Below are 6,948 nucleotides of genomic sequence, written 5' to 3'. Positions count from 1 at the left end.
AGCGCGAGCTTGCAGCTCGTGTTCCGGTGCTAGCGCGAGCTTGCAGCTCGTCCTCCGGTAGAAGTACAACCAGATACAGGCACGAGTTAAAAACTCGCGCCAGCAAACATGGAAAAACGGACGCCAGCGCGAGGGCGCAGCTCGTCCTCCGGTGCTAGCGCGAGCTTGCAGCTCGTGCTCCGGTAGAAGTAAAACAAGGTACAGGCACGAGTTAAAACCGCAGCCAGCAACATGGAAAACCGCAGCCAGCGCGAGCTTGCAGCTCGTGCTCGATAGAAACAGAAGCTCAGCGTCCCTTTCTCTTGGTATAGCATCACGCCAGCATGATGACCCTCAGCAAGCACTTTTTTAATGGAGCTATAGCCCAAATTCATAAATAGATAAGCTTATGACCTGATTTTATAAAGATTAAGCGCAATTGATTTTTGATCCTATAATGAACCGTTCGATTATCCCTGTAGCAATTCAATAAATCTTACCGTTTTAATCCAAAAAAACACTAATTATGAGATCAATATTATGTCTAACAATTATTTCAATTCTATTTTTTTCATGCGACAAGAATGGAGAACCTTTAAAGAATGGCAACAAATTAGAAATCCAAAAAGACGGCATTAGGTACGTCGATGAGCAGTCCCTAATCCTGCCACCAGGCGCGTACGATGGGCCACAATTAGTTTACACCCCTCCTACTACCGGGTTATTTGGAGATCATAAAGAAAATGTCACTCTTTCTTCTTCCCTTAAATTGGAAGGTCAAAAAAATTCTAAAAGCTTTACTATTATTGTTTATCTGCCGGTAACTGGTGGTGTCCTGTTAAATAAGAAATATGAAATAGCACCAGAAAACGGAAAAGAAATTTTTCAGAAAGGGATTGATGGGGATCAGTCCAAAATCTGGGATTCCTCATTCATACAATACACCGAAAATCATAACACTTACTATTTTGGTACCGGGCATATCGTTTTCACATATTTTGACAATAGCGGAGGGCTTAGCAATACCAAAGGAGAGGGAACAATAGTTTTTTCTATTCCTAATGAAAGCGGAGGACGGTCTACTTTCAATGGTAGCTTTAGAATCCGATGAACCTGCCCTTCTTGCTGCCGATAGCAATAAGGGACCCTTTAAAAGAATTTCCCCGTGGCTAAAAAAACGTAAATTTCGGTGCTAGCGCGAGGGTGCAGCTCGTTCTCGATAGAAGTAAAAGGTACAGGCACGAGTTAAAAACTCGCGCCAGCGATATGGAAAACCGTAGCCAGCAACATAGAAAAAACGTACGCTAGCGCGAGGGTGCAGCTCGTGTTCCGATAGAAGTAAAACAAAATACAGGCACGAGTTAAAAACTCGCGCCAGCAACATGGAAAAACGTACACCAGTTTCAGGAGCAGCAGATTCAGGAAGCTGAATATAAGAAAGCGATTGCTATCGCATAACACAGACCTTAACATATAGACAGATATTTATGGATCAATTGTTCAACTCAGACAAACCAATTCATTCAAAAGATTACGACAGATTTGATCGTTACAAATTTGCCAATCGAATTGCTGAGACCATCGCGAAACGAAATACACAAGATGGATTGGTTGTTGGATTGTATGGAATCTGGGGGGAAGGAAAATCCTCAGTTCTAAATATGATCGAGAATGATTTAGTAACAAAAAATGATATCCTATTGGTCAAGTTTAACCCTTGGAGATTTAAAGATGAAGATACTTTAATTCTCAATTTCTTTAAAAACCTCTCATCGGTGTTAGATAGAGAGCTTAATAGCCAAAAAGAATTAATAGGTAAGATCTTAAAAGACTATGGGAATATTACTAGTATTTTAGGATTGGATCTAACTAAGGTCGGGGAGACAATGTCAGATGCGAGTTTGGATACCTTAAAAGGACGTGTCAACAAATTTCTTCAAGAGAGTAGTAAAAAAGTTGTAATTATCATTGATGACATCGATAGGCTCGATAAACAAGAACTCTTTGCATTATTTAAACTTATAAAGTTAACAGCAGATTTTACAAAAACTTATTATATACTCTCTTTTGACGATGACATGGTAGCCTCCGCGATCGGGGAGAGATATGCGGAAGGAAACAAAAGCGCAGGTCATAATTTTTTAGAGAAAATCATACAAGTTCCTTTACGCATTCCTCAAGCACTTCCGAATAGCTTATTAAACTATACATTCGAATTATTAAATGACATCTTAAGGATTAACAACATTGATCTAAAAGAAAAAAGTTCAGAGGTTGGTTATCAAATCTCAAAAAATATTATTTTAAGGATCAAAACTCCGAGACTCGCTATTAGGTATGCAAATTCTCTTGCATTTTTGATTCCTCTACTATCGGGCGAAGTTAATATTAGTGACTTGATTCTATTTGAAGGGCTAAAATTGTTCTATCCCCAATTTTATGATTTTATAAAACATAATCCTGAATATTTCATTGAATCTTACGAAAATATATACAAAAGGGGAACAGATGATAAAAAGAAGGAGGGTCGAGTAGGTAAGGGGAATTTCACCCCGAACCTCTCACAGCACCGTGCGTGACAGTCTCCCGTCACACGGCGCTTCCAGCTCAGCTCTTACTTTATTTAGTACGGTCTGGAAAGCGTCCAGTGGATGAATAGATTTGTGTTCTGGTTATAGATTTTCCTCAACCACCGATGTGCTCTCCCTCTTCCCATATTTTTACGTCTCATAACCCATCTTACTAACTTGAGGTTGACCCAATACCAAAGTCCATACACCGTCCATCTTGAATACACACAGTAGTAATTAATCCAACCTCTGGCCATTGCATTCAGGCGTTGGGCGATGTCTTGCAGCTTTCCCATGAAACGCCTGTTTACTACGCTCTTCACTTTCTCTCGAACGGATTTCTTCGCATCCTGACTCATACACGGAAAGTACGTAAGTTTCCAGCCGTTTTTAGTTGGCCTGCCCAATGGTCTAAATGTATGACCAAGGAAGGTGAACGAAACCGGTACTGGATTTGACTCTCTGTGGATCGAGTTTTTGCAGTATACGATTTTTGTTTTCTCGCTGTTGAGCTCAAGTTTGCACTCCTTCATACGCCTAGTTACCGCATTCTTGATAAATACAGCCTGATTCCAGGTAGTACAGTGGATGATGGCGTCATCGCAGTACCTTTCAAAAGGCATATTGTCATGATACTTTTCCATCCATTTGTCAAAAACGAAGTGCAGGAAGATGTTGGCCAGTAGAGGACTTATCACTCCACCCTGAGGTGTCCCCTTTCCGCGTTTGTGCACTTTACCCTCACGTACTACGCCTACTTCAAGCCAGCGTTCGATGTACATGATTATCCATTTCTCATCGGTATATACGCGCACGGCTTTCATGAGCAGTTCGTGATCGATGTTATCGAAGAAGCCACGGATGTCCAAGTCTACAACCCAACTGTAGTATCCACAGTTCCGCACCGTTTTAGCCAGCGCATCATGAGCACTCTTGCCCGGACGATAACCGTAGGAGTCCTGATGGAAGCTCGGCTCTACCTTGGGTTCAAGACAGCTTTTGACAACTTGTTGCGCTATTCGGTCCGACACCGTAGGTATTCCGAGTCCTCGATAACCTCCACTTTTCTTCGGAATTTGAACTTCCCTTACTGCTTTCGGATGATAACTGCCCGAGGTCATACGGTTCCAGATTTTATATAGATTATCCGTTAACCGTTCCTCAAACTGTTCCAGACTCTGTGCATCAATCCCAGCACTCCCCTTATTTACCCGTACTTTTCGGTAAGCATCCAACACCATTTTCTTGGTGATCGGATGTTGCTTTGTTTCATAGTAATCAATCATCCGTTTTAATGTTGTTGTTTATTATAAACTGAACTGGTCACTCCCTTTCCTCCATCTCCATTACAGAAATTTCATCGGTACTACGGAGTGATCCGTCCCTATGGAAGGCTTTGGCAATTTTGACCTTGTACATGTGTTGTACTTGTGTCCTTGCCTTAACATCCTCCCATAAGTTCCCTTGTTCCGTACGATCGCCTGATCCAAGTTCCTGCGGCCTCTGCACCGCCTGCCATCCAGCCGACACCAGTTTACTGCTGCTGGACTCTGATCTCGGCCACGAAACATTTTGTCCGATTTTGGCAGGGTATTAGTCGATAACGATACTTTAATACAGCCATTCACTTTCGTTCAGCTCCTTGGATCTCACTTGATAGTTACATTACTACCTTTTCTCTCGTCGCTCAATACCACCTCCTTTCGGAAAGACAGCACCACGGAGTAGTTTGTTGGGTATGTCTGTCATCCCCAACGGCAGGCCAAACTGCCATCAATCGTACAGCATGCAGCCTAGCCTTAGGCTGCTTCAAGGCACACAATTTCATCAACGTGTAAATAATATAAATCAAGGCCTATCAAAAAATGATCAAGAATCAGTCAACGATCTCCTAAAACATTTATTTCCCATAACGAAGGAGGCATTTGAAAACTATAAGTATTCGTATGGTGACCATGGATGGGAAAAGGAAAAGAGAATCGCTTCGAAAAAGTATTTTAATAGATATTTTCTTTATAGTGTTCCAACTGGTGAAATTTCCGACTTGTATTTTGAAGATTATATAAACAAGCTTAAAAGCTTAGATTCTAAAGAGCTAGACCGAGAAACAATTAAATTGATTTCAGGTGTTAAACCACAAGAGTTTTTATCAAAAATAGCTCTTTATAATAACAATTTGGACTCTCAACAGAGAAAGATTTTAATTGAATTAATTTGCAAATTTCAAAAAAATCTTGTGGATAGGGAAAGTGCACAAGTAACCATTTTTCTTAATGAAAGATCAAATATTGCTATAACATTATCGGATCTATTAGCACATGAAAGTGACTACAACGAACGTTTTAATATTGCTAAGAAGTTGATCGAAGAATGTGACGAATTTGAGTTCTCTTACGAACTTTTGAGATGGTATAGATCAACAAAGAGTCAATTTGGACCATTTATAGATGATGAGGATTTTCCAAAACTCGAAGAAACATTATTACATAGAGCGCTCAAGGAATCGGAACAAATTCAAAGTAATTTATTCCAAAGTCATTCAGACCATATTTATACACTTTTAGAAATATGGCATCGAGTTTCGCCGCAAAAAGTATTTAAATATATAGACAAATGCATGAAGGAATATAATGATTTTCAAGAAATCATTATTGATGAATTAACATCTGAAATAACTAGTATCAGTGGAAATACAGAATCTCTTAAAACCGATTTCAAAAAGGAATCCTATGACGCACTGAAAAAATATTACGACATCCATAAAATCAATAAAGCCTTTTCAAAGAGGAAATACAAAAATATACGAAAAATGGAAGTAAAATTCTTTGAACCTCGAAAAGGTCACACTCTTAAAACAGCAATAAGGCAGTTTATGCACTGGTATGATTTGGATCAGCATTCAAATCAAACAGAACCTGAAAAGGAAACGATGACAGATTGATGTGGTTTATTTGACTTTAATTGAATAAAGTCAATATTAACTCTTACAAAACTAAATTATGCTTATTATGGAAAACATCAATAAATGCAAAGAACTCACTGGGAAGATATATGTATTATATATAAAAAGTAAAGTTGCATTAGCCGAGGCTCATATAACAAGAAGTCCGAAACTCTATTTTGAGAAGTTCAATATCCGGAATGACCCTGAAATTAATATCGAAATAATAGATTATCTGGTAACCAGAGAGTCGCCAGTCTACGCAGAGCTATCAAGAAAAAGCTGGGTACTGTTTGTCCTCGAAATAACAAAAATATTATCCAGATCAAAGGGTGAAAAATTTAGTATTGGAAAGCTTTACAATAAACTTTTAAACAAAGAATTCAAAGAAAATATTTCGCTAGATTGCTTCAATGAGGTTCTAAAGGTGATCGATGATAATGATCAAGATTCTACACTTAACAAGTTAAAATTGCTACGTGATAAATTTTACGCTCACACTGACGACCAGATCAATATATTGACCCAAGATCTGTTTCCTACCTACAATGAAGTGTGGGATTTAATGAATGTCATAGAACGATTTTTAGTAGCAATCTATTCAGAATACGACGCTGGTATAGATTTACGAATTGATAGATTCCTGAATAAGTATGCGAGAGAGTTTGAAAAGACTTACAAATATTTCCAAAATACAATGGATACCGCAGATACCTACCGTTTGGAAAGGCATTTCAGTAAATTGGAAATTGAGGGTTTTAGGAAAAAAACTCAACATACATAGGTTTATATATTTTCCAAATTAATTAACATTTTTTGAGAAAACCACTGACGTTTCCTTTATCCCTAATATCTATAACACCAAATATTTCGAATTCTCTACTCTTTAATTTTTTATACACTTGATTTAAAACAGGTAAGCTGTTAATACAAGGACGACATTTGTCGCTCCAGAAATATAGCAATACATATTTGCCTTTGAGATTAGAAATATTGTTAAGGTTTTGTGTTATAATATCTTTTCCTTTTAAAGGTTTTATAAGCTTGAAAGTATCAATCGTCTCCCCGACGACTTTTAGTGAAACCGGTTGCACAACAAAATGAGTTGGATCAAGGTTCCTAGTTGTATGCAAAAAAATTGTCGCAGCCGTTTTGGACATGGTAAGATTAAAGCTGTCGCCAAGGAGATTGATGTTCGCCCCGTTTTTTTTAAACAGTTTAGACTCAGCCCTCTCAAAATATGGCTTGTCCGGGATAATAACCATGTCGTTGGCAAGGACATCGCGACTGACAATAAAAGGGAACCCTTTGTAGACAAAACGCGCAAACCAAAGTATCCGCCCTACCAAGTACATATTTTCTGAGCGATGTATAATGGGGAGCTTTGCTAAATGAGCAAAGAAGAAAAAAGAATGCAGATGTTTGCCATGATAGCAGACTGGCAACAAAGCGGTATGA

General features: G+C 38.7%; 6 protein-coding genes. 4 read left to right on the top strand and 2 right to left on the bottom strand.

The genetic code is table 11. The features are described 5' to 3' along the window. Window positions 1–505: 505 nt before the first annotated feature. Entirely contained in the window at window positions 506–1,090 is a 585-nt protein-coding gene (locus tag ACFSR5_RS15580; RefSeq protein WP_380905388.1) for a hypothetical protein, read from the top strand. A 376-nt stretch (window positions 1,091–1,466) separates the two neighbouring features. Continuing rightward, window positions 1,467–2,558 carry a KAP family P-loop NTPase fold protein gene (locus ACFSR5_RS15575; protein WP_380905387.1) on the top strand — a complete coding sequence of 364 codons (1,092 nt, stop codon included), beginning with the start codon at window positions 1,467–1,469 and terminating at the stop codon, window positions 2,556–2,558. A 44-nt stretch (window positions 2,559–2,602) separates the two neighbouring features. Here the strand turns inward: ACFSR5_RS15575 and ltrA are convergent, their stop codons facing one another. Continuing rightward, on the bottom strand, window positions 2,603–3,835 hold the full coding sequence (gene ltrA, locus ACFSR5_RS15570) for a group II intron reverse transcriptase/maturase (protein ID WP_380905386.1): 1,233 nt from the start codon (window positions 3,833–3,835) through the stop codon (window positions 2,603–2,605). A 500-nt stretch (window positions 3,836–4,335) separates the two neighbouring features. On the opposite strand from ltrA, the gene ACFSR5_RS15565 reads away from it, so the two are divergent. After that, window positions 4,336–5,490 carry a hypothetical protein gene (locus tag ACFSR5_RS15565; RefSeq protein WP_380905385.1) on the top strand — a complete coding sequence of 385 codons (1,155 nt, stop codon included), beginning with the start codon at window positions 4,336–4,338 and terminating at the stop codon, window positions 5,488–5,490. 67 nt (window positions 5,491–5,557) lie between these two features. Next, entirely contained in the window at window positions 5,558–6,274 is a 717-nt protein-coding gene (locus tag ACFSR5_RS15560) for an AbiU2 domain-containing protein (RefSeq protein ID WP_380905384.1), read from the top strand. Between the two features lie 22 nt (window positions 6,275–6,296). Here the strand turns inward: ACFSR5_RS15560 and ACFSR5_RS15555 are convergent. Further along, window positions 6,297–6,948 (bottom strand): TlpA family protein disulfide reductase (locus ACFSR5_RS15555; RefSeq protein ID WP_380905383.1); only part of this gene is annotated, 652 nt, incomplete at its 5' end.

The organism is Sphingobacterium suaedae, from assembly GCF_042684625.1.
In the GTDB taxonomy this organism is placed as follows: domain Bacteria; phylum Bacteroidota; class Bacteroidia; order Sphingobacteriales; family Sphingobacteriaceae; genus Sphingobacterium; species Sphingobacterium suaedae.
Note: the sequence above shows the minus strand (reverse complement) of the source record. Positions and strands in the feature narration are given on the sequence as shown.

Excerpts from the sequence above, each read along its gene's own strand:
- ACFSR5_RS15560 (WP_380905384.1), top strand. The coding sequence starts at position 5,558 with ATGGAAAACATCAATAAATGCAAAGAACTCACTGGGAAGATATATGTA.
- ACFSR5_RS15565 (WP_380905385.1), top strand. The coding sequence starts at position 4,336 with ATGCAGCCTAGCCTTAGGCTGCTTCAAGGCACACAATTTCATCAACGT.
- ltrA (WP_380905386.1), bottom strand. The coding sequence starts at position 3,835 with ATGATTGATTACTATGAAACAAAGCAACATCCGATCACCAAGAAAATG.
- ACFSR5_RS15575 (WP_380905387.1), top strand. The coding sequence starts at position 1,467 with ATGGATCAATTGTTCAACTCAGACAAACCAATTCATTCAAAAGATTAC.
- ACFSR5_RS15580 (WP_380905388.1), top strand. The coding sequence starts at position 506 with ATGAGATCAATATTATGTCTAACAATTATTTCAATTCTATTTTTTTCA.